Here is a 26,066-nt window from a genome sequence, read left to right on the forward strand (position 1 = left end):
CTCTTAGCTATTATCGTACGATTTTTGCCCGTTTGAAATGATTATTTGTGTATTTTTTAGAGTCTCTACAAAGGGTTAACCATTGAATATACATGCAACCTTGCGGCTATTGGCGTGGCCTTTTCTTTGGATAGGTAGTATTCAACTTGTTTTCGCATTGCTGTCGATGCTGGTCTTTAGGGATAAAACCTTTAGTCAGTTTTTAGATGGTTCCCTTATTTGTTTTGCACTGTCGTTGTTGGTTTACTTGCGTTATCGCAAGGGCAATATGGCGCGTTTGTATTATCGCGAGGCACTCGCCTTTGCCACCATGACGTGGTTTTTAATGGGCGTTTTAGGCGCCCTACCTATCATGTTCATTACTGGCGTCAGCTTTACCGACTCGGTATTTGAGTCGGTCAGCGCGATGACCACCACAGGTGCTACGATCTTGACCGGGCTCGATCATATGCCCAAAAGCTTCCTACTGTATCGACAGTTTCTGCAATGGATGGGGGGCTTGGGTATCGTTATTTTCGTAGTCGCTATTTTGCCCATGCTCAACGTCGGTGGTATGCGCTTGCTTAAGGCGGAAACCCCTGGGCCGATTAAAGACGATAAAATTGCCCCTCGTGTCGCCAAAACCAGTCGCTATTTATGGCTGGTTTATTTGTGTTTAACCCTCGCCTGTGCCTTTAGCTATTGGCTTGCCGGCATGAATGCGTTTGATGCTATTGCTCATTCGTTTTCTACTGTATCTACGGGTGGCTTCTCGCCTTATGACGCCAGTATGGGTCATTTCAATAGTCATACGATTTTGGGCGTTGCCGATGTGTTTATGGCGCTCGGTGCCATCAGTTTTGCACTGCATCACAAAAACTTTACCGTACGCTCACTTAAAGGTTACTGGCAGGACGAGGAAACACGCTACTTTATCTTAGCGATCCTCACGATTTCCGTTATTTTGACGGCGATGGCGGTTCTTAATCATACCCATCCTTCATTCTGGGTGTCGGTCTCGCAGGCGGTGTTTCACGTCATTTCGTTTATGACCAGTACCGGCTTTGGCGCCGACGATCTATCCGCGTGGCCTGCCGCTACCGCGGGCTTTTTGATTATTGCGAGTTATTTAGGTGGCTGTGCCGGCTCGACCGCGGGCGGCAACAAATTCATCCGTAACATTATTACTTTCCGTGCGATAAAGCATCATATGTTGCAGGCAATTCACCCCAGTGCGGTGATTCATGTGCGCTATCAACATAAAGTGGTTCGTACGCCGGTACTCGCCGCGGTCACCAGTTTCATGTTGTTAGTTGCCATTTGCACCATGGTGCTCACGGTTTTACTGATGATGACTGGACTCGACTTTTTTAGTGCCTTTAGTGCTGTCGCAGCATGCATTAACGTACTCGGTCCCGGCTTTGGCGAAGTGTCGAGCAACTTTATTCCCGTTACCGACACGGGGACCTGGCTACTGACCTTTGCCATGATCTTGGGTCGTTTGGAGTACTTTACCGTACTGACCTTGCTATTACCTAAGTTCTGGCGAGACTAGTTTTCCGCGTAAAACCGCCGATTGGGAGTACCTATTCGGTGGTTTTTCGTGCTAAACTTGCGCGCAAATTTTTTGCCGCTTAGGAACTGCTCGTGAGTAACAATAAACCCTCTTTAAGCTACAAAGACGCAGGCGTTGATATCGACGCTGGCAACGCGCTTGTTGATCGTATTAAAGGTGTCACCAAACGGACCAGCCGCCCCGAAGTGATGGGCAATATTGGTGGTTTCGGTGCATTGTGCGAGATTCCTGAAGGCTACAAAAAGCCGGTATTAGTTTCAGGTACCGATGGCGTGGGCACTAAGCTGCGCTTAGCGATTGATTTAAAACAACACCGCGGCGTAGGCATTGACCTGGTCGCGATGTGTGTCAACGACCTCATTGTACAGGGTGCTGAGCCGCTGTTCTTCCTCGACTATTATGCAACTGGCAAACTCGACGTTGATGTGGCTGCGGATGTGGTGACCGGTATTGGCGATGGCTGCGAGCAGTCAGGTTGTGCATTGATTGGCGGCGAAACTGCAGAAATGCCTGGCATGTATGAGCATGGTGATTTTGATTTAGCGGGTTTCTGTGTTGGTGTTGTCGAAAAGGATGACATCATCGATGGCACTAAAGTTGCCAAAGGTGACGCGCTGATTGCTCTGGCTTCAAGCGGCCCTCACTCCAATGGCTATTCGTTAATCCGCAAGATTATTGAAGTCAGCGAGGCGGATTTGGAGTCACACCTCGAGAACCGTACGCTCGCTGAACACTTACTTGAGCCGACACGCATTTACGTGAAGTCAGTGTTAGAGCTGATTAAGCAAGTGCCTGTACACGCGTTGTCGCATATCACCGGGGGTGGTTTCTGGGAAAACATTCCACGCGTACTGCCAAAAGGCGCTAAAGCCGTTATTGATGGTAACAGCTGGGAATGGCCGGTGATCTTTGACTGGTTAAAAGAAAACGGCAATGTCAGCATGCGCGAAATGTACCGCACCTTTAACTGTGGTGTGGGCATGGTCATCGCGGTACCACACGCTGAAGCAGAGCGTGCTGTTGAACTACTTAAACAGCTCGGCGAAGATGCTTGGGTGATTGGTCGTATCGCAGATGCCGCCGAAAATGACGAGCAAGTTGAGATTTTAGCTGACGAAACCCGCTAGTGGACGGCTCATGAAACGTATTGTAGTGCTGATTTCGGGCACCGGCTCGAACATGCAAGCCATCGTAGATGCTTGCGAAAAACAACAAATTAACGGCGAAGTTGTCGCCGTTATCGCTAACAAAGACACCGCAAAAGGTCTCGAAAAAGCCGCTGAACGCGGTATCGCTACTCATGCGTTATCGCATAAGGCGTTTGATAGCCGTGAAGCATACGATGCCGAGTTACAGTCGTTAATTGATACGTATCAACCCGACTTGGTGATTTTAGCGGGCTTTATGCGCATTCTAACGGCGGACTTCACTCGTCACTTTGCCGGTCGCATGTTGAATATTCATCCGTCTCTATTACCTAAGTACAAAGGCGTCAATACTCATCAACGCGCATTAGATGCCGGCGATAAGGAACACGGTGTTAGTGTTCACTTTGTCACTGAAGAGCTTGATGGCGGCCCGGTGATACTCCAGGCAAAAGTACCGGTCTTTGACGGTGACACGGCCGATGACTTGCAGGCGCGGGTGCACGAGCAGGAGCATCGTATTTACCCGTTAGTGGTCAAATGGTTTTGTGATGACCGCCTTGCACTCGGTGCACAAGGCGTTGAACTCGATAATCAGCCGCTCGGGCCGCACGGTTACGCGAGCGAGGATTAATCCTCGCTCGACTTCGGATAAGTCACGCCGGTTAATGCCATCGTGGCTTGCTCGTCACCTTCTTTAAACTGCTGCAATTGCACCAACAAGTAGTTCATTTCAGGTGCGAACCAATAATAGGTCTCGCGCTTGTTATTATCCCGCACACGTTCAACTTTAATGGTGTCCAACTGGCCATAAGGCGTGCTAATAGTCTCTTCACCAATCCGTTGAAAGCGATACGTTTTACTATGGCCCTCTTCATCAATCACTGCATAGCTAAGCGGTTCACGTTCAGCGGCAACATCTAAACGGAGCTTCTCGGCAACCGAGCCTTCATCGTATAAAGCACCCTGCCAGTTAATGTCTATTGGCTTACCCGATTCCACATTCACTGCTTGATGGGTTTCGGCATCGAAGCTGGCATGAAACGCTCGATCCGACCCTGTGCCCTCGCGCTTATATTGGAAGTCGACGGGAATAAAGTCTTGTTCATCATTCACACGGAACACCGATTCCGTCGTGCGCTCATCGGATAGTATAAACCACGAAATATCGGTATGACCGTACAGCTGCCACTCGCCCGCATTAGTTTGGGTTAAATAACGTTGCCCTTCACCATAGTCGCTTCCACCTCGAGTAATACTGTATTCTGCCTTATAAGGTGCAAGCTCGACGGGCTCTGCCCAAACTGCCATACTGGCAAACGATGCAGTGGCTAATACCATTGCGGTCACTAATTTTTTCGCCATCGGAGACTCCTTTTAGCCGTTACTCCGTATCAATATAACCGCCCTACTGGCAGCTTGCCTGTACACTCTATGACAAAAGATTCAAACAGGTGTTCAAATTTTTCTTGAAAAACATAGCCGTCTGATCTAATTTGCACATATTACTGGTCAGACCTCTAACTTGGAGTGATTTATATGAGTGTCGCACTTTGGATCATCGCAACCCTCTTGGTTGCCGGTGTATTAACTTACAAACGCGCCAGCTTGGTTGCCTTTAGCGCAGGCCTTGTGGCGATGTTTGCGGTTGGCAGCATAGCCGGCATTGTTGGCCCTGTACTTTGGGTCATTCTTGCCGTTATTTTGGTGCCTTTGAATATTACATCAATCCGTCAGAGCTTACTTACTAAGCCTATTCTAACGGCATTTCGCAAAGTAATGCCAGAAATGTCAGACACTGAGCGTGATGCGCTTGAAGCGGGTACCGTTTGGTGGGAAGGCGAAGTATTCGGTGGTGACCCTGATTGGAGCAAGCTACACAACATTCCAAAGGCTGAGTTAAGCGCAGAAGAGAAGGCGTTTTTGGACGGCCCTTGTGAAGAAGTCTGCAAAATGCTCGACGACTGGCAGGTCACGCATGAGCTGACTGACATGCCTGAGCATGTGTGGCAGTACCTGAAAGACAACAAGTTCTTTGCCATGATCATCAAGAAAGAATACGGTGGTCTTGAGTTTTCTGCGTATGCGCAGTCACGCGTTTTACAGAAGCTAGCCGGCGTCAGTACGGTATTGGCATCCACCGTAGGTGTACCTAACTCATTAGGTCCAGGCGAATTGTTGCAGCACTATGGTACCAAAGAACAGCAAGATCATTACTTGCCACGCCTTGCAAAAGGTGACGAGATCCCATGCTTTGGCTTGACCAGTCCTGAAGCGGGTTCTGATGCTGGTGCGATTCCTGACTCAGGTGTTATTTGTAAAGGTGAGTGGAACGGCGAAGAAATCGTCGGTATTAAGCTCAACTTCAACAAACGCTATATCACCCTCGCCCCTGTTGCGACTGTGATCGGTCTTGCCTTTAAAATGTACGATCCAGACGGTTTACTGGGCGACAAGAAAGAACTGGGTATTACCTGTGCGTTGATTCCACGTGATACCGACGGTGTTGAAATCGGTCGTCGTCACTTCCCGCTTAACGTACCGTTCCAAAACGGTCCGATTCGCGGCACCGATGTATTCGTTCCGCTTGATTACATCATCGGTGGCGCGAAAAACGCAGGTAAAGGCTGGCGTATGCTGGTTGAGTGTTTATCCGTGGGTCGTTGTATTACTCTACCTTCGAACAGTGCTGGTGGTATTAAACAAATGGCACTGGCAACCGGTGCATACTCTCGCATCCGTCGTCAGTTCAAACTGCCTATCGGTAAAATGGAAGGTGTTGAAGAGCCGATGGCACGCATTGGTGGTAACGCCTACTTAATGGATTCGGTAACAACCTTAGCGACTGCGGGTATCGATTTAGGTGAAAAACCGTCGGTTATCTCGGCTATCGCGAAATACCACATGACAGAGAAGCTACGCGCGTGTATGGATGACGCCATGGATATCCACGGCGGTAAAGGTATCTGCTTAGGTCCTAACAACTACTTAGGTCGTGGCTATCAAGGTGTACCTGTTGCGATTACCGTGGAAGGTGCCAACATTCTTACCCGTAGCATGATGATTTATGGTCAGGGCGCAATCCGTTGCCATCCTTATGTCCTTGAGGAAATGAACGCATCAGCTGAAAGCGGTCCAGAAGCGTTAAACAAATTTGATAAAGCGCTGTTTGGTCACATTGGCTTTGCCGCAAGCAACTTTGTCCGTTCATTATTCTACGGCTTTGGCGGTCACCGCTTAAGCTCAGTGCCCGCGAGCGACTCAAGCAAGCAGTACTATCAACAAATGAACCGCTTCAGCGCTAACTTAGCCTTGTTGTCGGACGTTGCAATGGGTATGTACGGCGGTAACCTAAAACGTAAAGAGCGTATCTCTGCACGTTTAGGTGACATGCTGAGTTACTTGTTCATTGGCTCTGCAGTACTGAAACGCTTCCATGACCAAGGTCGCTTAAAAGAAGATTTACCACTTATGCATTGGGCGATGCAAGATACCTTGTATAAACTACAGGAAGCGCAAATCGAATTGTTGCGTAACATGGGTGGCGTGGGTACTGCGATGCGCGTAGTCATGTTCCCATTCGGTCGTATTGCACATCGTCCAAGCGATAAGGCCGATCATAAAGTGGCACGCATCCTGATGGAGCCAAACGATGTACGTACCCGTTTAGGTGAAGGTCAGTTCTTAAGCCCAGAAGGTCACTTTGGGTTCTTAGAAGAAACCTTAGTCAACATGATTAAGTGCGAGCCATTGCACGCGAAGATCTGTAAAGCAGCTGGCGAACGCTTTAGCTTTACCCAGCTCGACGCATTGGCAGAGCGCGGTCTTGAATTAGGCGTGATTAACGAGGAAGAAGCTGAGTTAATGAAGCGCACTGAAGAAGGTCGTTTACGCACCATTAACGTAGATGACTTTGACCCAGCAGACTTGTTGGCAGGTCAGGCAGCGTTTGATTACGCATTGAAAAACCTGACGGATAAGAAACAAGGTGAAGCTGCTTAAGCAGAGATTCACCGGTTCCTTGTTCGTAAAAAGGCGCTCAATTGAGCGCCTTTTTTTATGCCCTTAATCGCGATTAGGCCGCTGACTCCGGCTCTTCGTAACGCATCAACCGGTACGTAACGACAGCAATAATGCCAGTAGAGCCAATTACCCATGCCATCGCATAGTCGGTTAAGCCGCTGACTGAATTAACGCCCATAGAAACTAAGCCTGCAATTAAAAACTGTAAACTCCCCGTCACCGCTGAGGCAGAGCCTGCACGCTCTTGTTGGTTAGCCAGTGCCCCTGCCATGGCATTGGGGAAAACCAGGCCCAGCGTGGATATGTAGGCGAATAACGGCACTAAAATGCCCCATACCGGTGCTTTTACATAGGCAGCAACCGCCATCCCCACTGAAACGACCGCTAAAATAGGCAAAGATACGTTAAGAATTTTACGTGCCGGGTAATACTTTAATAGCCATCCGTTAAGCTGCGAAAAACCAATGATACCCACCGCGTTCGCGCCAAACAGCCAGCTATAAGCTGATGGTGTAAAGTCAAACAGCTCGATGAACATCAATGGAGAGCCTGTGATGTAAGCAAACAAGCCTGCTTGTGCGATGCCACCTGTCAGTGAGTAGCGCAGAAAGCTACGATCTTTTAAAACGTCCCAATAGGTTCGGCCACTATGTCGCATGCGCACGTCATAGCGACGCCCGCGGGTTTCAGGTAATACGAGATGAATAACAAAGGCGCACGCGACGCCGAGCACGCTGACAATCCAAAAAATCGCCCGCCAACCAAACCATTCGGTTACATAGTTACCAAACAGTGGTGCCAAAATAGGCGCCACCCCCATCACCAAAATCAAAAAGGAAAACACGCGCGCAGAAGCCTGCGGTGTGTAGAGATCTCGCACCACAGCACGGGCAATGACAATCCCCGCACAGGCGCCAATCGCTTGGAAAAAGCGCAGCACGATTAACCATTCGATGTCAGGCGCCCAAGCACAGGCAATGGAAGTCACAACATAGATGGCGAGGCCAATATACAGCGGCTTTTTACGACCAAATTTATCGGTCGCGGTGCCGTAGAGTAACTGACCAATGAACAAGCCAAAAAAGAACGCGCTGAGCGAGAGCTCAACGCGATGTGTATCGGTTTGATAGTCTGCCGCAATCGCCGTAAATGCCGGCAAATACATGTCGATGGAAAGCGGCGCGAAAGCTGTCAGCAACGCAAGAATAATAACTACAAAATCGAATCGTGCTGAATCAGATACGGTAAAGGAATCGCGCTGCGTTCCACTCATGTGTTCACTCCTATTCTTTTACGGGTACAAACTCCTGCGTAGCAAACTGTGTTGGTCGCTTGAGTTGATCAAATTGGCGCACATAGTCGGCGAAGGCTTGTGCATAGTCGATACCGGTATTGTGGGCTCGACCGCGGTCAGACAAAGTTAAAAAGGTTTTATAGCCACTTTGTCCACCAGCAATGTAACTATTAGTCACCACGCGATAGGTATCCCGTGGTCGTACGGCTTTCCAAGTTTGCTGCTCGTCATCCCACACTTTGATGTCGGAAATACGGTCGCCAAAGCCTTGCTGTAAGTTAATTGAGTACTGAATGTTCGCACCGTAAGGATAGGCACCGATATTATCGTCACCCGTTACGGCAAAATTCAGAGCCTCTTCCAAGACTTGCTTTAACTCAGAACCACTGATCTCGATCGTCATCAACGTATTGCCGTACGGTAATAACTTGTATGCATCACCTACGGTAAAGGTGCCTGGCTCGATATCGCCACGTGACCCATCACCGTTTTGAATCGCAAAATCAGCGTCAGGCGCTGCGGCTAAGAAAGATTCGGCAATTAAACGTTGCAAGCCTGAACTTTGTTGCTGCCCACACTCGGCACGACGTGGTGTGCCAATGGGTTGCGTACAAATGCGCTGTGGCACCTTAGCTAAGACTTCATTTGCAAACGCGTCAATCTGTTGTTGGTACGTATCCAACCACGCTTGCTGCTGTGTATCGGGTTCTATGCGCGTAAAAACGCCCGATTGGTCCAACGCATCAAGTACCGGCTGTACGGTCGTTACTGCGCCCGCCTTGGGCTGTACATCAGAGCCAATCAAATAGTGCGGACGCCCCGAGCAACTTGCCACCCGATCACCATCAAAGGTGACGTGTAGCTCACCGACTACCTGGCTGTATTTATACGCATGCGCGATACAAACCGGATCGCCTTCCGCGTTGGTCACCTGCGTTGGGTAAGTACCGTCGGCATCGATACCGAACGCGCTAAAATCCCCGAGCAAAGTGTGCGAATCACCACCAATAATAACATCCACGCCCGGCAACTTGCCGGCGAAGTCGATATCATTTTGGTATTGCACATGCGTTAATAGAATAATCTTTTCAATACCCTGCGCCTGCAGTGCCGCAACGCTACGCTGAGCTGCGGCTAATTCATCGGTTAACCGTGTGGTTTTATCCGGGTGCGAGGTTTGCATGGTGCGCTGGGCGATCGTTAAACCAACCAGCCCAAGCGACTGCCCATTACGCTGAATAATCGTATAAGGCTGAAAAGAATCCGTTGCCGTTTGCGGTGTTAACGGCGAAACACCAATTTCGGGTTCAATATTGGCGGACAACTTGACGGTATTACAGCGCGTCGTTCCAAGCTGATCTAAAAAGGTTTTTAATCCAACATCCCCGGTATCAAATTCATGATTCCCAATGGTGAACGCATCAAAGCAGGTATCGTTCATAAAGCGCGCATCGGCGGCGCTGCCCAAGCGTTTGAAAAACACGCTACCGGTAATCGCATCGCCCGCATGTAATGTCAGGACGTTTTGATTGTTCTGTCTAATCTGGTCAATCATCGCCGTCATACGCGGGAAGCCACCCGCTTCGACTTGCCACGCCTGCCCTGCCCAATCAAAGGTTAATTCGCTCGGAGCCAGGTGCGAGTGATGATCGTTAATATGTGCGATAGTCAATTCAAAAGGCTTCGGCGCCGCGGGTTGTTGCGGCGTAGAAGCGCAAGCACCCAACAAGCTGAGTGCCAGCGACGAAATTACAACCTGTTTCATTTTACCAAACCTATTTCGCGTAACCGTTCCATCAGATAGTCATCAGCAGTAATAGGTTCATCTTTTTGTGGATTTTCTTCAGAAATACATGATTCCAACGGTGTAATCATCACATCCGGATTAAAATGCAAAAAGAATGGAATCGAATAACGCGATTTAGCGCTGTAAGGCATCGGAGGGTTCACCACGCGGTGAGTTGTTGACGGCAACTGGTGGTTAGTGAGTCGTTGTAGCATATCACCCACGTTACAAATAATAGCACCTTCAATAATGGTGACCGGCACCCAAGTACCGTCCTTCGCCAATACTTCAAGCCCAGGTTCACGCGAGCCCACCAACAACGTCAGTACGTTGATATCCTCATGCGCGCCGGCGCGCACCGACGGTGTCCCTTCATCGATAATCGGTGGGTAATGCAGCGGACGTAGGATTGAATTACCCAAGTTGACTTTGTCGCGGAAGAAATCTCGCGGCTGGTCTAAAAACACCGCCAACGCATCTAATACCTTGTTGCCTAGTTTATCAAGTTCTTGATAGATCAAGGTCATATCGCGCTTAAACTCTGGCAGTTCCTCGGGCCACACGTTGGGCAGCAACTGTGGATACGGCGGCTCGCCTTCGAGCTCACGTCCCACATGCCAGAACTCTTTTAAATCGACATGTTTTGCATCTTTTGCAATCTCGGTACCAAACGGCGTATAACCCCGTGCACCACCTTCTCCAGGACGGTGATATTTCATTTTCACGTCTTCGGGCAGTGCGAATAGCTCACGGCAAGTATCCAGAGCTCGTTCAATCAACTGTGTATCAACACCATGATTTGTCAGCGCAATAAATCCATATTCTTCGTAGCCGTTACCGACATCCTTGGTAAATGCTTGAAAATCTTCGTCGTAACGACGCATATCCACGTGGGGAATTGAGTGATTAGTTGATTGCATGGGTACATCCGTAAATTGTCGAAAAACAGCAAAACAAAAGGCTGTATAGTTTAAAAAGAAACCGCTTTAATCACAAGCGTTGAGGGCTTCACGTACCGGTCTAAAACTGCGTCGATGAATGACACACGGCCCATATAGCTTCAGTAATTCAAGGTGACGCGCGGTGCCGTAGGCTTTATGGCGATCGAACTCATACTGTGGGTAGGTTTGGTGCCACTCCAGCATTTGTCGATCCCGCTCGACTTTGGCGAGTATCGATGCCGCAGCGATAGTCGGTTCACTGGCGTCACCGCCCACGACAGCGCGTGCTGGCACGACGAGATCGGGTACACGATTGCCATCCACGAGCACCTCAGTCGGAGCTTCTGGCAGCGCTTCCACTGCACGCTTCATCGCCAGCATTGACGCCCACAGAATATTGAGTTGGTCAATTTCGTCGACATCACTTTGCGCAATACTCCAGTAGAGCGCTTTTGCTTTTATCTCTTCACTCAAGCGCTCGCGCTTTTTTGCACTCAGCTTTTTCGAGTCATTGAGTCCCTCGATCGGCTGTTCCGGGTCTAAAATAACAGCAGCGGCTACAACCGGTCCCGCGATTGGGCCACGCCCCGCTTCATCTACTCCACAAATCATCGCGTAAAGTCTCTACCTTCGTTTGTTAACACTGTGATAACATTTTTCACAGCATTTTAATTTAATCATTCTAACTTTAATAAGAGGATACCATGAGCGATTCTGAAACGCCTACGCCTACGGCAAAACAGTCGCCGAATACCTTGCTGAATCGGTTCCTAGATGGCATCGAAAAAGTCGGTAATAAGTTACCGGACCCGGCAGTGATGTTTTTTGGCCTACTGATTATTGTCGCCTTTGTTTCGTGGGGACTTTCGTATGTCGACTTTGCCGAACGCCACCCCGTCACCGGTGATGCCATCACCATCACCAATCTATTAGCGAGCGATCAACTGACGTCATTCCTCACGGGGATGGTCAATACCTTTATGACCTTTGCGCCACTCGGTGTGGTCTTAGTTGCCATGCTAGGTGTCGGGGTAGCAGAACGTTCGGGTTTTATTAACGTGGGTATCAAATTGATGCTGCGTGTTACACCCAAAATGCTGCTAACCCCCATGCTTATTTTGGTTGCAATCGTCAGTCACACTGCTGTAGATGCGGGTTATGTGCTCGTTATCCCGTTAGGCGGTGTTATTTTCTACGCAGCAGGACGTCATCCACTAGCGGGTATCGCAGCCGCATTTGCCGGTGTCTCAGGAGGCTTTAGTGCGAACTTTGTGCCCTCGGCGATTGACCCCTTACTACAAGGCTTTACCGAGAGCGCTGCACAGATTATTGACCCTTCAGTACAACTGAACCCTCTTAACAACTATGCATTCACAGCGGTGTCTTCATTGGTGGTGGTGGCCATTGGTTAGTTTTTAACGGACAAAGTCATTGAACCACGCCTTAAAAACGTGCCCATTGATGGCGACCAAGAGGATATGCCGCAGCTTGATGATGTCACACCACAAGATAAAAAAGCGTTTAAGACAGCGGTGATGACCATGCTCGCGGGTGCCGCCCTGCTGACCTATCTTGCAGTCATAGACCAGTCACCACTCGCCGACAGCGAGGGCAATCTTGCCAGTGTGACGGCGCCCATATTTGGCATGATTGTACCGCTGATTTTCTTATTCTTCGTGGTACCAGGCATTGTGCACGGCTTTGTCGCGAAAACATTTACTAACTCACAGGATGTCATCAAGGCGATGTCGACCGCGATGGAAGGTATGGCGTACTACATTGTCATGGCATTCTTCTGCGCGCTGTTTATTAAGGCATTCGGGGATTCACAGCTAGGCACGTTACTATCCGTCAAAGGTGCCACCTTCCTCGCTTCATTGGAGTTATCTGGTGGGGTGACCATGGTGGGTATTGTTTTTCTAGTGGCGTTCATCAACCTGTTTGTTGGCTCATCATCCGCTAAATGGGCGCTTATTTCGCCGATCTTAGTACCGATGTTGATGCAACTCGGTTACTCGCCCGATTTGACGCAGGCCGCCTATCGAGTCGGGGATTCGAGCAGTAATATTATTACGCCGTTATTGCCCTACTTCCCACTAATCGTGTTGTACTGTCAGCGCTATGTTAAGAGTACGGGCATTGGTACCTTAGTCTCCATGATGCTACCGTACTCGATTGCGTTACTGGTTATTTGGTCTATTTTCTTGGTTCTTTACTGGACACTCGGCATTCCGCTGGGCTTTGGCTCAAGCTACGCTTACCCAGCAGCCGGCTAATGACCCACGTTCAAGCGGGCGACAGCGTTCACCACGTTGTTCGCCCCTTGATCAATTTCTTCCATAATGGCGCGAATCTCCTGCATCTGTTCTTCGCCGGTTTGCGCGACCTGCTGGATCGCCGCCATATTTTCAGAAATTCGGGCAGAAACGCCCTCACTCATGGTCATTACTTGACTGATTTCAGCGGTTGCCTGCGTTGTCCGATTGGCCAACTGTCGTACTTCATCCGCCACCACAGCAAAGCCTCGCCCATGTTCACCGGCACGCGCTGCCTCAATCGCCGCATTCAGTGCTAACAGGTTGGTTTGATCAGCAAGACCATTAATGGTCTTTACCGTTTCACTGATTTTAACCGACTGCGACTTGAGTTCTCGCACTACTGCATCCGCTTGCTCGCTCCGTTTGACGATATCAGCAGCCGTGTTCGTATTACGTTGAATACCCTTCATCGCATCTTTAACAATATGCGCCGTTTGTAGCGAAGTACTCTGAGCGATTTCAGCCGCTTCCTCAGCCTGCTGCGAAGCAACGGCTTGCTCGGTTATATCGGTCGCAAACTTAATAATCGATCGCACTGTGCCGGTCTCATCTTTAATCGGATTATAGGTCGCTTCTAAATAAATATTCTCGCCATTTTTGCGATTACGTTTAAACTGACCGGCTTCAAACTGACCTTGGCTCAACTTTTGCCAAAAATCAGGATGCTTTTGATAGAAACTATCATCACAGAATATTCGATGATGCTTACCCTGAATATCCTCGAGTCGATAACCCATAGTTCGGCAAAAGTTATCATTTGCCCACAACACGTGACCTTGGGTATCAAACTCAATAGCCGCCATCGAGCGGCTAATCGCTTCGGTAATCGAACGTTGTCGATTGAGCTGCTCCACCTCGGCGGTGACATCCGAAGCAATTTTCATAATACGATTCACGCGCCCCTGAGCATCGCGCACGGGAAAGTAGGTCGCCTCTAACCACAGTTCTTCACCTGTCGGCCGTCGACGCTTAAACCGACCTTTTTTCGCAACCCCCTGAGCAAGATCCCGCCAAAACTGGCGATAGTCGTCCGAGGCGGCAAGCTCACTATCACAGAATTGCCGATGATGGCGCCCGACGATATCCTCTAATGAACACTGCATCGCGCCTAAAAACACATTGTTAGCATCAATGACGTCACCTGCTGGGGTGAAGTCGATGCGTGCGACGTGGTCATCAATTGCGTCAAACGTCGACTGTAGCTGTGAAGCGACTTGCTGTGTCGTCTCGAGTTGTTGCTTTATTTGCCGATTAAACATACTTTCCTCCGGCATTTTAGAGTATGCACTCTAAAATTTGTAACTAAGGATCCTTGCAACTAAGCGATGAACTTATCTCTTAAGCTTTGGATGGATTAAAGGTGATTTCCCACAAGTGGCCATCAGGGTCTTTAAAGTAGGCACCATAGCAATGCCAAGGCTGCCAATGAGGCGGCTTGATAGACTCTGCAAAGGCATGCATAGCGCGATCAAATAAAGCTTCAACCGCGGATTCCGATTCTAAATTAAGACTTTGCATGGTGGTACCCATGCAAGGCGAATGTACGCTATTGATCTCTAATTGGCGATTAAAACTTTCGCGTGGCCAAAGCGCAATTTTGACGCTCCCGTGCGGGGAAAAGAATGCCACCTGCGTGTCATCTTCTCGATTACCTTGCAAACCTTTATTAGGCCAATTAAATACTTGGTTGTAAAACTCAAAACTTCGATTGAGGTCATCGACAACCAAAGTGATGACACTTAGATATCCACTCATACGACCTTTTAAACTCCATTTAAACTAAGCTAGGCACTCACCCCAAAGTGCGCTATTCTCCGCGCCAATTACTTAACATGCACTATGGGGGGATAATGGAAAACGACAAAAAGGCGTTTCTTTATGCACTTTCCGCTGTGTTGCTATGGTCTACGGTAGCAACCGCCTTCAAGATCACGCTTAACTACCTCTCCCCCCTGCAAATGGTGACCGCTGCGAGTGCCGTTTCATGCCTCGTACTGACCTTGGTGGCATTTATTCAAGGTAAGCAAGCGCAACTTTTGCTCGAGCTGCGCCGGATGCCTCTTTACTACCTTTTAATTGGTGTGCTCAACCCCACGGTATACTACTTAGTGTTGTTCGAGGCCTACTCGTTGCTTCCCGCATCGGAGGCTCAACCGCTCAATTATACCTGGGCCATTGCGCTCACATTTATGGCAGCGGTATTACTTAAACAAAAAATTCGTAAGCGGGATTGGTTTGCCAGCGCTCTGGGCTATTTAGGCGTGCTGGTGATTGCGACGCGTGGCGATATTATAGGACTTTCATTCAGTAATCTAGAGGGCGTTTTATGGGCACTACTATCGACCTTTCTTTGGGCCTTATACTGGATTATCAATACCAAACGTAACGCTGATTCGGTCGTACAGTTAGTGCTTGCTTTTGGTTTATCGCTTCCGTTCTTGTGGGTAGCATCAGTATGGTTTGACGATTGGAGCGGGATTCCATGGCAAGGATGGCTGGCAGTGAGCTATGTCGGCTTATTTGAAATGGGTATTACCTTCTTGCTGTGGATGAGCGCAATGAAAACCGCAACCAATACATCACTTATTAGTAATTTGATATTTTTATCGCCGTTTATTTCGCTGATTTTACTCAACCAGATCATTGGCGAAACGATTCACATGAGCACTATCGCTGGCTTAGTACTGATTATCACCGGGTTAGTCTTTCAACGCATTCGCATTAAAAAGAAATCCCTTGGTTAATGACCATTAAAAAAGGCGCTCTGTGGAGCGCCTTTTCACTGTCTAGCTTTGTTAGACCATATTCACCAGCATGCTGGTGGGGTCTTCAAGAAACTCTTGCCAACGCTTATTAAAGCGCGCGATGGTGCCGCCATCGATAATACGGTGGTCGCCTGACCAGCTCACCGTCATCATCTTACGTGCAACCACTTGACCATTCGCATCAAAACGTGGCAACTCTTGTACTTTACCTAATGCGACAATCGCTGCTTCCGGCTTATTAATAATCGGCGTTGCCACCGTGCCGCCAATAACACCGATGTTTGAAATGCTGATGGTACCGCCTTTCATATCGGCTTGTGGTACTTTGCCCTCGCGTGCCGCTTGGGTCAGACGTGTCACTTCATTTGCCACATCGATAATACTCTTGTTTTGTACCTGTTTTACATTAGGTACCAACAAGCCGATTTTGGTATCAACCGCCATGCCGATATTGTGGTCGTCAAAATAAGTGACTTCCGTGCAATCATCGTTGACCTGCGCGTTCATGATCGGGAACTCTTTCAGCGCCAATGACAGCGCCTTAATAAAGAACGGCATCACCGTAAGGCGAACACCTTGTTCTTTATATTGCTCTTTGAGTTTTTCACGCAATGCAATCAAGTTCGTCAGGTCAAACTCGTCCGAGTAAGTGAAGTGCGGAATGGTACTGACAGAGTTCATCATCTGCTTCGCCATCGCCGCTTTCACACCACGGATTGCTTCGGTACGCGTGCCACCGCTCTGCTGTGCTGGAGTCGTCGTTTGCTGTTGCGTACTCGCTTGTGATGCTGACTTATCACCTGCGACAAAGTCTTTAATGTCTTGTTTTAACACTCGACCTTTTTTACCCGAACCTGGCACATCCGCGATGTTAATGCTATTTTCACGCGCTAAACGACGCACCGCAGGACTCGCAACGGCCTTACCTTGACGCGCTGGTTGCGCAGGTTCTGCCCCGCCATCAGCCGACTGACTTGGCGTGTTCTTCTGCTGCGCTTGTGCTGAATCTTTAGTCTGCTTGCTTGGCTCAACGCCACCGGCGGGTTGCAGTGCGAATAACGGTTTGTGAACCTCAGCGATATCACCTTTCTTGTGATAAAGCTTAACCACTTTGCCGTCTTCTTTAGCCGGGATTTCAACTGTCGCTTTGTCAGTCATGACTTCGACAACGGGCTGATCTTCTTTGACCTCATCGCCTTCGCTGACGAGCCACTCAACGATTTCGCATTCCACGATACCCTCACCGATATCCGGCAGAATGAAATCAGTGGTTTCAGCATCATCCGAAGAAGCAGGTGCTGCATCGTCAGATGCCGGCGCAGCATCATCAGAAGCATCACCTTCGGCGTTGATGCGGAATAACGGCTCGTGAACTTTTGCGATATCACCTTTCTGGTAATACAGCTTCTCAACAACGCCATCATCCTTCGCAGGAATTTCAACCATCGCCTTGTCGGTCATTACTTCAACAACCGGCTGGTCTTCTTTTACGGTATCGCCTTCGGCTACAAGCCATTCAACAATTTCACACTCGACGATGCCTTCACCAATATCCGGCAGAATAAAATCTTTACTCATGACATTGACCCTTAGTAGTTCATCGTGCGTTTAATGGCTTCGTAGATCTTCAGATGATCCGCCATATATTCTTTCTCATGGCACAATGGATAAGGAACATCCAAACCACACACGCGCGCAATCGGCGATTCAAGATACAAGAAGCATTTATCCTGTACTGTCGCTGCGATTTCACTCGCAAAGCCGCTGGTTATCGGCGCTTCTTGGCTGATAACTAAACGTCCCGTTTTCAACACCGACTCAGTGACGGTTTTTACGTCCCACGGCAAAATCGTGCGCAGATCGATTATTTCACATGAAACACCGTCTTTCTCAGCAAGTTCAGCCGCTTTTTCAGTCATTTCCATTTGTGCGCCCCACGCGAGTAGCGTGATGTCAGCGCCTTCTTTAACCACCTCAGCTTGACCGAGAGGAATCGTGTACTCTTCCTCTGGTACATCACCGGTTGAAGCACGGTATAAGCGCTTAGGCTCCATGAACAGAACCGGGTTGGGATCAAAGATACTGCTCAGCAATAACCCTTTGGCTTCGTATGGGTTACGTGGCATGACGATTTTTAGGCCCGGCGTATGTGCAAAATAGGCTTCCGGAGATTGCGAGTGATAGTGACCACCTGCAATGCCACCGCCATACGGCGTGCGAATCGTTAAACCCCCGACGTTAAACTCGTTACCTGAGCGATAGCGGAATTTAGCTGATTCGTTAACGATTTGGTCAAACGCTGGGAAGATATAATCGCCAAACTGTATTTCTGCGACGGCGTAGCTGCCTTGTGATGCCAAGCCATTCGCGAAACCAATAATACCCTGCTCAACGAGCGGCGTATTAAAGTTACGGTGTTTACCATATTTCTCGGTTAAGCCTGAGGTCGCGCGGAATACACCACCGAAACCGCCAGTATCTTCGCCGAAGCTGTATACGTTGTCGTGCTTAGCCATCGCCAGGTCTAAGGCGCTGTTGATGGCTTGTAGTAAATTCATTTTAGCCATTAGTCCAGTCTCCCCGACGTTTTCGGATAGGCATCCGGATATTTGCGAATGTGTTCTTTAAGTTCTTCAAGCTGTTCTTTAAGCAACTCATTCGGTTGGTCGTAAACGTCATTGATAAGTTCATCAATGTGAGGAGCTGGCACTTTCTCGGCCTCTTTCAGTGCTGCTAAAACGCTGGCTTTAACTTTCTCGTGCTGACTGGTGATGTGCTCTTCGGTCAACCAACCTTCGTTCAACATCCACTTTTGCAGACGTTCAAGCGGATCTTTCACTTTCCACTCGTCTTCTTCATCACGCGTACGGTAGCCGGTCGGATCGTCTGAGGTTGAGTGACCCGACATACGATAAGACATCGCCTCGATTAATACAGGCTCGTCTTCTTCAACGGCGAGACGACGTGCTTCTTGGGTTGCTTTCAACACAGCAAACACATCATTACCGTCGACACGGATAGTTTTGATGCCGTAACCAATACCACGGGGTGCGATACCATCACCGCCGTATTGCTCACCTTGAGACGGTGTAGAAATCGCATAACCGTTATTTCGACAGAAGAAGATTACCGGCACTTTATAAACTGATGCCATGTTCAGGGCAGCGTGGAAGTCACCTTCAGATGCCGCACCTTCACCGAAGTAGCAGATAGTACATTTGCCGGTTTTATCCATTTTTTGGCCAAACGCGTAACCGGTCGCCTGTGGAATCTGAGTACCCAGAGGTGAACTGATGGTCATGAAGTTAAGCTCACGACATCCGTAGTGAACCGGCATCTGACGCCCTTTACCAAGATCTTGTTCGTTTGAGAACAACTGGTTCATGAACTGTTCAACGGTAAATCCACGATAAGCCAGCGCGCCTTGCTCACGGTATTGACCCATGATCATGTCGCCTTGGTCTAACGCCGCGGCTGAAGCCACACTTTCAGCTTCTTCGCCACGCGAAGCCAAGTAGAAACTAATACGACCTTGGCGTTGTGCGGCAATCATGCGTTCATCCAAGGTACGGATGAACAGCATAGTGTCATGAATTTTAACGATGAGATCCTTGTCGTACTCTGGCATCTCAACGCCTTTATGTAAGCTGCCGTCTTCTTTAAGAAGCTGCAACATGGGAATAGTTACTGAGTCACTGTCAAACCACTGTGACTGGGTCACTATCTCTGTATTGTGTTTTTTATCCTTGGCCATAACCTTCTCTTTCGGTTTTAAGCAGGGTGTAAATTTGCCGCTACTTTACCTTTACGTAAAGTGTCATGCAAACAGCCCACGGGAGAATATCCAGTGGGCCTAGTGTAAATGGAAACGAACAGTTTTAACAAATATTATGCGGAGATTAGACCAGCTCGAGTGATTCTGTCGGTACTCGGATTACGGTCAACAAAGCGCGTTGCCCTAATGCCACCTGCGCATTGGGGAAAATAATATGTTCGCCATCATGCTGTGCGTAAATATTTTCGCCACCATCTATCGCTAATAGATCGCCTTTATCAAAAGCGGTGAAGTTAGCTACGTCATCGGCGAAATTAAGTTCAAATTCTTCGTGTTGACGATTAATCGTTTGCGCTTCAGCAAACATAAAGTGCTGTTCTGGTTCAAACTCAGGGAAACTAAGTGCTTGCTCACCCACTAGCCGACGCAGCGTATCTTCTGCCGCTTGGAAATCCGCACGATTATTCTCGCCAAATTTTTTCACTTTACCCAGCTCAACGGTAAATGCCTGAGCTCCGAAGGTGTTGTATGAAAAATAAGAAAACGTTGTGGTCGGCTGTTGATTTAATAAAATAGTATCAACACCGCACGCGAGTAAAAACTGCAATTGCTCACGATGATATGGCTTACCGTCGGTAAACGGATGAACGGCAAATTTTTCGCGCTTCGAGTCGCGAATAGCGGTATGTAAATCATAGTGATAACGGCGACGTTCTCGCTGTGGCGCCGATGTGTAAAAACGCTCGCAATAGCCTTCAATTTTTTTCGCACGCTCGCGTTCTTTATTCTGTTGATCACCTTGACTATGCGCACCGCTAAATAAACGGTTCATATTTTCTTCAACAAACCGCTGTTCAATATTAATTGAAGCCGGGTTTGCAATTAGAAACAGAACGCGATGAGCGACTGTCTGCTTACCCGAAATAATGTCTTGAATAATATCGCTGCAAATTTCAATGGGGGCGGTTTCGTTGCCATGAACCGCACACGATAAAATAATATCTTTGTCGCCGGTATGCTTCGGTTCAACAACCAGCACGCCACTGTCCCAAACCGTTAATTGAGTACCGTTATCTAGTGTTTTCTGAAATTGTTCGGGGTAGCCCCACTCATGTTCTCGAGTCCAGTTAAGAAAATTGCTAAACACTTGGTCCACCATCTTACTCCTTCACTTTTTTCCCGGGGACAAACCCTTTGGTCGCTAGCAAATCACGTAATACCCGTGATTTATATTCACGCCGGTACAGTACCCAGACGACGATGGCGCTTGAGATCACCAGCATCACCGGATGCAAAAACCATGACATGTACGCGAGTGCAAAATAATACGTTCTTAAGCCTTTATTATATTCATGACCGGATTGGTCCAATACTTTCGCAGCATGACGAGCAAACTCTTCCCGTTCTTCTTCTGGGCGCTGATTTTGCTGATAATTTACGCTGACACCAAGTAACACTGACACGAAACCAAACTGCCGTATAGCCCAAGTAAATTTGAAAAATGCGTAGATAAATATAAGCGCTAGCACAGCAAGCTTAAACTGCACCATATTCACATGAGCGGTGGGTGTTAGCGGTAGTTCGTTGAGTACATTTACAAGCTGGTCGGCATGCGCAAGTACGGTAATTACACCCGCCAACACCAGAATGGTCGAAGATGCGAAAAACGTCACTGTACGTTCGACGTTACCGATAAGTGATGCATCGGCAATTTGATTATCTTTGTGCATCACGTTACGCATCCAATCAATACGCAGCTCACACAAAATACTGGACAAACAGTGTGTGGTTTTAGCGCGCTTACGCGCGAACAGAGAATAACCTATCCAGCAAACAAAAAAGAACAACAAAACAATGATGTCGATCATTGATAGCAGCATAGCGTCCCCACACCTGATAATTGTGCCCACATTAATCGGCTTATGTTAACAGTTTATGACAACTTTGATGAGCGCAATTTAAATTTAAACCGTAATGCTACCTCAACCAGACACAAAAAAGCCGAGCACGGAGGCTCGGCCTTTTGCAGCGCATTAAATTAATAATCTTTTAATGCTTCTTCCGTAGTTTCTTCTTTGGGCTTAGGTGGTTTCGCCAAACCATACCAAGACAACATCGTTTGCGTGTTGCGTTTTGCATCATCCAAAATCAGGTAGAGACATGGAATCAGCAACAAGGTAATAATCGTTGCGAAAATAATACCAAATGCCAAGGATATCGCCATTGGAATAACGATCTTCGCCTGTAATGACTTCTCTAGCACGATTGGTAGTAAGCCGAAGAACGTCGTTAACGATGTCAGCGTAATCGCTCGGAAGCGTCGACAGCCCGCATCTAACACCGCATGACGCAATTGCGTACCCTCTTCACGCGCTCGGTTGACATAGTCGACCATTACCAAAGAGTCATTTACCACGACCCCGGCTAAAGCAATGATGCCGAACAAACTCAGGATGCTTACCGGCATACCCAAAATCCAGTGGCCAATAATCGCACCAATAATACCGAACGGAATTACTGACATTATGATAAGCGGCTGGCTGTATGAGCGCAGTGGCACAGCCATCAGCGCGTATACCGCAAACATAGCTAATACGCCACCAATGGCCAATGAACTAGTCGCTTCCGCCTCATCTTGAGTCGCGCCTTGCAAACCAAACCCAACACTTGGATGACCCTCCAAGATCTCAGGTAATTTCACGTTGCGGATCTCTTGCACGATACTAGAGGGCTCGACTTCATCCTTGTTCACGCGAGCTCTCACGTTTACTGAACGCTGACGATCGATACGCGTAATGGTGTCATAACCTTGCGAGTGTTCAATCTCAGCCAACTCGGTAAACGGAATCTCGCCGCCATCCGCTGTACGTAACTTCATATCTTGCAAGTTACCCACGGATTGACGTTGAGATTCAGGGTAGCGCACCATGACTTTAATTTCTTCGTCGCCACGCTGAATACGTTGCGCCTCAGCTCCATAGAAGGCATAACGCACTTGCGTAGCCAACTCGCCAAGATCAATACCCATGGCTTCTGCGAGTGGTTTGGTTTTGAGCAAAATCTCATCTTTGCCGTCACCGAATGTATCTTCGATATCAAACACACCATCGTAAGTCGACATGACTTGCTTCAGCTCGTCCGCTGCAGATTTAAGCTCATTGAGATTTTGTCCCGTCAACTGGAACTCGATATCGAAGCCACTGCCACCGCCAATACCACCTTGGAAGTTAACGGTACGTACACCGGCTAATTCTGGCACGTTTTCGCGCCATTTATTAACAATCGCATAGCCGTCGATCTCACGTTCTTCGCCTTTTTTCAACTCAGCAAAGATAGTGCCGCCGGTATTACCGTTCATCCAAATATTGGTATGACGAACAACACCAGAGCCTTCTTCTTCAGCGATAGTTTCATCGACCGACTTAAGCCCGTTCTCGACCGCTTTTAAGACTTCAATAGTGCGCTCTTCCGACGTTCCTGGCTGCATTTCAATGTTTGCCTGAATAAAGTCACTCGGGATATCTGGGAAAAAGACCCAGCGCACAATCCCACCATTGATTAAGCCAATCATCAAAATCAGCATCCCCACAAAAGTTGCGAGCGTGGTGTAACGATAATGCAAACACTTTTTAAGGAACGGCCGATAATAGCCAGTTACGAAGCGCTGAACAGCGTCGGCAAACCGGTTACGGAAGCGCTGAAAAGCATTCGGTTTATCTTTGCCATCTTTTGAGTACTTCATATGAGCGATATGCGCAGGCAATATCAACTTAGACTCAATTAACGAGAACATTAAGCAAAGGATGACGACCCAAGCAATAGACTCCCAAATCGCGCCCATACCGCCATCCACCATCAGCATAGGCACGAACGCCACCATGGTAGTCAGAACACCAAACGTCGCAGGCATCGCAACCCGCTTAGCGCCACGAACCACGTTGTCTATCGACTTTCCTTTTTCCTCAATCTCGGTATAGGCACTTTCACCTATCACAATGGCATCATCCACGACGATACCGAGCACTAATATGAAACCAAACAAGGAAATCATATTAATGGATACATCAAACATCGGTAGCGGCATTAGCGCTATGGTGCCTAAGAAACACACAGGAATACCGATCATGACCCAGAATGCCAATCGCAGTTGCAAGAACAACGACAGCATGAGGAAAACTAACAGTCCACCCATCCACATGTTGTTTAACATGAGATCGAGACGACCTTGCAAGTAATAAGATGAATCGCCCCAATAGGCAACTTTAACCTCATCAGGGAGTGAAGCATTTTTACGTTGCGCGTAGTTTTTCACGACTTCAGCAATCTTCAGGTCATTTTGATCACCGACTGAGTTGACCCGAACAAAGGTCGCTGGCTTACCATCGAAACGAGTGAATGCTTCCGTCTCAACAAATCCATCAGTAACTTGAGCGATATCACCTAAGGTTAATCGCGTACCATCAGGACGACTGATCAGAACGATTTTCTCAAACTCATCTCCGACATACGCCTGATTATTAGCTCGTAATAAAATATCGCCATTGGGCGTTTTGATAGAACCACCGGCGACATCAAGCGATGTACCACGCACTGCATTAACAATTTGCTGGAAGCTCAAGCCATAGCGTTCAAGGTCTTCTTGCGAGATTTCGACCGCAATTTCGTAGTTACGCGCACCGACCACTTCGACTTTGGTGATACCGCCCACTTGCTTAAGATCATCTCGGACTTCTTTAGCTAACTCTTTGCGTTGCCGCTCCGTCACATCACCGTAGACGGTCATCCAAATCACATTACGATTAGGTCGCACGCGGTAGATATTGGGCTTTTCAATCTGTTGCGGAAAATTGGGGATGGCATCCACCAACATTTTTACTTCGTCCATCACCACTTGCACATCGTAATCGGGTTCGACTTCGATAGTGACCGAGCCAAGACCCTCTTGAGATCTCGATGTCATCTCCTCAACACCATCGACATCTTCAAGCGCATCTTCGATTAACATGATGACGCCTTGCTCAACTTCCTGAGGCGCAGCACCTGGAAATGGCACCTGAATACTGATTACGTTCAGTGAAATTTCCGGAAACATTTGCTTGCGGACACTGAATATAGACATCGCGCCCGCAACTACAATTAGGAATAATAGCAGGTTAGCGGCAACCGAATTACGCGCGAACCATGCAATAATGCCCTTATTGGTATCTTCTGTACTCATTGTCATGACCTCTTAGCGGTTCGCGTTGCTCGCCGTTTGTTCGTTGCCGGCTTCGCCACTATCCGACTCTGCTGATGGCGGGTTATCGCCTTCTTGTTGTTCTTTTTGTGCAGTCGACTCCATCTGTGACGGGAGCGGATCACCCTCTAAACGAACAGGTGTGCCAGGCAACGGATTAGCTAACTGTGTTAACACGACCTTGTCACCACGCTCCAGTCCGCCACTGATGATTGAATCATTACTCTGGGTGCGAATGACTTGTACGGTACGATGCTTAAGAACACGTTCGTCATCGACAATCCAAACTGAGCTATCTTCGTTGATCGCATAAGTCGGTACACTCATGACATTCGATACCGATTGACCTTCAATCTTAGCATCGACAAAGCGGCCAAAGCGTAGCGGTGCATTGTGTGTGTTGCCATCAAGGTTGTATGGGTCTTTAACTTCCACAACACCATAAACAACGCGGCTATTTTCATCTAACACGCCTTCGGTACGCACCAAGCGCCCTTGCCAATCAGTACTGATACCGTTCACCATCGACTGAAGGTGTACCATCGGCTGTTTACCTTCGCTCGGCATGTCAAGATACGTCGTATCTAAGTCGCTCAGTGGCAGGCGAACTTCGGCGGTACCGGTGCCATATAACATAGCAACTTGACTGCCTGAGCCGACAAACTGACCTAAGTCAGCTTGCTTCGACCGCAAGATAGCATCAAAAGGCGCGCGTATTGTCGTACGCTCTAAGTTGCGTTTTGCCATTGCTAAATTAGCTTCAGCTGATTCAACCGCAGAAAGTGCGCTGGCAAGCTGAGGTTTGCGTAAACCTAATGCAGGCGCTTCACCGTCTTTAAACATCGCCCACTCTTCTTCAGCAACACGAGCGCGGGCTTTTTCTTCCTCAAGTGCAGACTGCGCTTGTAGCAACTGTGCTTTTGCTTGTTGGACAGCGACCTTGTAATCACTTGGGTCAATCTGCAACAACATGTCGCCTTTGCTGAAAAAGCCACCGGCATTAAAGTTATCAGCGATGTCGATGACCTGACCGCTTACCTCAGAAAGTAGCTGAGTGCTGTGCTTAGGTCTTACAGTTCCCTGTGAATCAACAATAAATGTCATATTCTCAGGCTGGACCTCTTTCACCTCGACCATTGGCGCCGGTTTTACGTTTTGTTTTTTCTCGGGAGGTTTACCCATCATACTCGCCAACACGGCGAGTCCGATAAATAGAAGTATAATAACG

The 26,066-nt window shown here is 48.3% G+C and carries 19 protein-coding genes and 2 pseudogenes; 6 read left to right on the plus strand and 15 right to left on the minus strand.

Annotated elements, in window-relative coordinates:
• Positions 1–82 precede the first annotated feature (82 nt).
• The 3 genes from OS145_RS07450 to purN all read left to right on the plus strand — a co-directional run bounded on the left by OS145_RS07450 (position 83) and on the right by purN (position 3,334).
• The gene (locus OS145_RS07450; RefSeq protein ID WP_006955693.1) at positions 83–1,534 is read left to right on the plus strand and encodes a TrkH family potassium uptake protein; all 1,452 of its coding nucleotides are present in this window, start codon (positions 83–85) and stop codon (positions 1,532–1,534) included.
• A 92-nt stretch (positions 1,535–1,626) separates the two neighbouring features.
• The gene (gene purM, locus OS145_RS07455) at positions 1,627–2,682 is read left to right on the plus strand and encodes a phosphoribosylformylglycinamidine cyclo-ligase (protein WP_006955694.1); all 1,056 of its coding nucleotides are present in this window, start codon (positions 1,627–1,629) and stop codon (positions 2,680–2,682) included.
• 10 nt (positions 2,683–2,692) lie between these two features.
• Positions 2,693–3,334, plus strand: coding sequence for a phosphoribosylglycinamide formyltransferase (purN, locus tag OS145_RS07460; RefSeq protein ID WP_006955695.1), 642 nt, complete (start codon positions 2,693–2,695; stop codon positions 3,332–3,334).
• Here purN and OS145_RS07465 read toward each other — a convergent pair.
• Positions 3,331–4,065: a DUF3108 domain-containing protein gene (locus OS145_RS07465; RefSeq protein ID WP_006955696.1), complete on the minus strand. Its 735-nt coding sequence runs from the start codon at positions 4,063–4,065 to the stop codon at positions 3,331–3,333. The two genes, purN and OS145_RS07465, sit on opposite strands and share 4 nt — an antisense overlap.
• A gap of 174 nt (positions 4,066–4,239) precedes the next feature.
• Here OS145_RS07465 and fadE point away from each other — a divergent pair, with 174 nt between their 5' ends.
• On the plus strand, positions 4,240–6,702 hold the full coding sequence (gene fadE, locus OS145_RS07470; RefSeq protein ID WP_006955697.1) for an acyl-CoA dehydrogenase FadE: 2,463 nt from the start codon (positions 4,240–4,242) through the stop codon (positions 6,700–6,702).
• Between the two features lie 73 nt (positions 6,703–6,775).
• Here fadE and OS145_RS07475 read toward each other — a convergent pair whose 3' ends face one another.
• The 4 genes from OS145_RS07475 to rnhB form a co-directional block, all read right to left on the minus strand.
• Entirely contained in the window at positions 6,776–7,996 is a 1,221-nt protein-coding gene (locus OS145_RS07475; RefSeq protein ID WP_006955698.1) for a multidrug effflux MFS transporter, read from the minus strand.
• A 10-nt stretch (positions 7,997–8,006) separates the two neighbouring features.
• Complete coding sequence (locus tag OS145_RS07480) at positions 8,007–9,782, minus strand: bifunctional metallophosphatase/5'-nucleotidase (RefSeq protein ID WP_006955699.1); 1,776 nt, start codon at positions 9,780–9,782, stop codon at positions 8,007–8,009.
• Positions 9,779–10,723, minus strand: a complete 945-nt coding sequence (locus tag OS145_RS07485) for an isopenicillin N synthase family dioxygenase (protein ID WP_006955700.1) — start codon at positions 10,721–10,723, stop codon at positions 9,779–9,781. Before OS145_RS07485 ends, OS145_RS07480 begins: the two co-directional genes overlap by 4 nt.
• A gap of 66 nt (positions 10,724–10,789) precedes the next feature.
• Positions 10,790–11,356, minus strand: coding sequence for a ribonuclease HII (rnhB, locus tag OS145_RS07490; RefSeq protein ID WP_006955701.1), 567 nt, complete (start codon positions 11,354–11,356; stop codon positions 10,790–10,792).
• 92 nt (positions 11,357–11,448) lie between these two features.
• Here rnhB and OS145_RS07495 point away from each other — a divergent pair.
• Positions 11,449–13,020: pseudogene (locus OS145_RS07495) on the plus strand (AbgT family transporter).
• Here the strand turns inward: OS145_RS07495 and OS145_RS13730 are convergent.
• From OS145_RS13730 to OS145_RS07505, 3 genes and pseudogenes are all read right to left on the minus strand, one after another.
• A complete protein-coding gene (locus tag OS145_RS13730; RefSeq protein ID WP_416361547.1) occupies positions 13,017–13,472 on the minus strand; it encodes a methyl-accepting chemotaxis protein in 456 nt (151 codons plus the stop codon). The pseudogene OS145_RS07495 and the gene OS145_RS13730 sit on opposite strands and share 4 nt — an antisense overlap.
• Before the next feature lie 84 nt (positions 13,473–13,556).
• Positions 13,557–14,336, minus strand: a pseudogene (locus tag OS145_RS13735) (PAS domain-containing protein); the annotation flags it as partial.
• A gap of 64 nt (positions 14,337–14,400) precedes the next feature.
• Positions 14,401–14,817: a VOC family protein gene (locus OS145_RS07505; RefSeq protein ID WP_006955705.1), complete on the minus strand. Its 417-nt coding sequence runs from the start codon at positions 14,815–14,817 to the stop codon at positions 14,401–14,403.
• 95 nt (positions 14,818–14,912) lie between these two features.
• Between OS145_RS07505 and OS145_RS07510 the strand changes: the two genes are divergently transcribed.
• Positions 14,913–15,806 (plus strand): DMT family transporter, encoded by an 894-nt coding sequence (locus tag OS145_RS07510; RefSeq protein WP_006955706.1) that lies wholly within the window; start codon positions 14,913–14,915, stop codon positions 15,804–15,806.
• A 51-nt stretch (positions 15,807–15,857) separates the two neighbouring features.
• On the opposite strand, the gene OS145_RS07515 is transcribed toward OS145_RS07510, so the two are convergent.
• The 7 genes from OS145_RS07515 to OS145_RS07545 all read right to left on the minus strand — a co-directional run.
• On the minus strand, positions 15,858–17,405 hold the full coding sequence (locus OS145_RS07515; protein WP_006955707.1) for a dihydrolipoyllysine-residue acetyltransferase: 1,548 nt from the start codon (positions 17,403–17,405) through the stop codon (positions 15,858–15,860).
• An 11-nt stretch (positions 17,406–17,416) separates the two neighbouring features.
• Positions 17,417–18,394, minus strand: a complete 978-nt coding sequence (locus OS145_RS07520) for an alpha-ketoacid dehydrogenase subunit beta (protein WP_006955708.1) — start codon at positions 18,392–18,394, stop codon at positions 17,417–17,419.
• Positions 18,394–19,581 (minus strand): thiamine pyrophosphate-dependent dehydrogenase E1 component subunit alpha, encoded by a 1,188-nt coding sequence (locus OS145_RS07525; RefSeq protein ID WP_006955709.1) that lies wholly within the window; start codon positions 19,579–19,581, stop codon positions 18,394–18,396. The genes OS145_RS07520 and OS145_RS07525 overlap by 1 nt, the downstream gene beginning before the upstream one ends.
• A gap of 145 nt (positions 19,582–19,726) precedes the next feature.
• Positions 19,727–20,758, minus strand: a complete 1,032-nt coding sequence (gene astE / locus OS145_RS07530) for a succinylglutamate desuccinylase (protein WP_040487941.1) — start codon at positions 20,756–20,758, stop codon at positions 19,727–19,729.
• A gap of 4 nt (positions 20,759–20,762) precedes the next feature.
• A complete protein-coding gene (locus tag OS145_RS07535; RefSeq protein WP_006955711.1) occupies positions 20,763–21,482 on the minus strand; it encodes a DUF599 domain-containing protein in 720 nt (239 codons plus the stop codon).
• A gap of 158 nt (positions 21,483–21,640) precedes the next feature.
• The gene (locus OS145_RS07540; protein ID WP_006955713.1) at positions 21,641–24,820 is read right to left on the minus strand and encodes an efflux RND transporter permease subunit; all 3,180 of its coding nucleotides are present in this window, start codon (positions 24,818–24,820) and stop codon (positions 21,641–21,643) included.
• A gap of 12 nt (positions 24,821–24,832) precedes the next feature.
• A partial coding sequence (locus tag OS145_RS07545; RefSeq protein ID WP_006955714.1) for an efflux RND transporter periplasmic adaptor subunit occupies positions 24,833–26,066 on the minus strand: 1,234 nt, incomplete at its 5' end.

This window comes from Idiomarina baltica OS145 (genome assembly GCF_000152885.1).
In the GTDB taxonomy this organism is placed as follows: domain Bacteria; phylum Pseudomonadota; class Gammaproteobacteria; order Enterobacterales; family Alteromonadaceae; genus Idiomarina; species Idiomarina baltica.